Genomic DNA, 559 nt, shown 5'->3' with positions numbered 1-559 from the left:
AAAAAGTGGACACAAGCCGAAGGCCAAGCGTATTTCGTTGGAGATGAAAACATCGGCCATCTTAAAGTTTCATTTTTTGGCCCGTTCTATTCCTCGTACATTGTGTTCGAGCTAGGAGAAAACTATGAGTATGCCTTTGTCTCAGGTTTTAACCATGATTACTTGTGGCTACTTTCTCGGAAACCAAATGTCGATAAGGCGACGGTGGAGCGATTTAAGCGAGTCGCCAAAGAGAAAGGCTTTGCGCTAGATGAGTTGATCCTGGTCGATCAAAAACAGTAAATTGTCCAACTGCTGACCTTACAGTAAGGTTCGATGCTTCATAAAGCTCAGTGGTGTTTGTCCCGTTTGTTTTTTAAAGAACGCAATGAATGCACTGTCTGATGAAAACTCTAAGCAATGGGCAACATCACTGACTTGCCTCTCCTCACACAACAGCTCTATTGCCTTTAACAATCGCCATTGCTGGCGCCAATCTTGATAAGACATGCCTGTTTCGGACTTAAACAGTCTTGTAATTGTCTTACTGCTTGCCCCGATTGTTTTCGATAAATGGTTG

The 559-nt window shown here is 43.1% G+C and carries 2 protein-coding genes; one reads left to right on the top strand and one right to left on the bottom strand.

From position 1 onward, the window contains the following. Window positions 1–282: lipocalin family protein (locus R8N49_RS29460; protein ID WP_318190740.1), on the top strand; the 282-nt coding region annotated here is incomplete at its 5' end. 18 nt (window positions 283–300) lie between these two features. On the opposite strand, the gene R8N49_RS29455 is transcribed toward R8N49_RS29460, so the two are convergent. Then, on the bottom strand, window positions 301–559 hold a 259-nt coding region (locus R8N49_RS29455), incomplete at its 5' end, for an AraC family transcriptional regulator (protein WP_318190739.1).

Source organism: Vibrio sp. 1978, assembly GCF_033344345.1.
The sequence above is the reverse complement of the archived record's forward strand: the minus strand, read 5'-3'. Positions and strand labels throughout refer to the sequence as shown.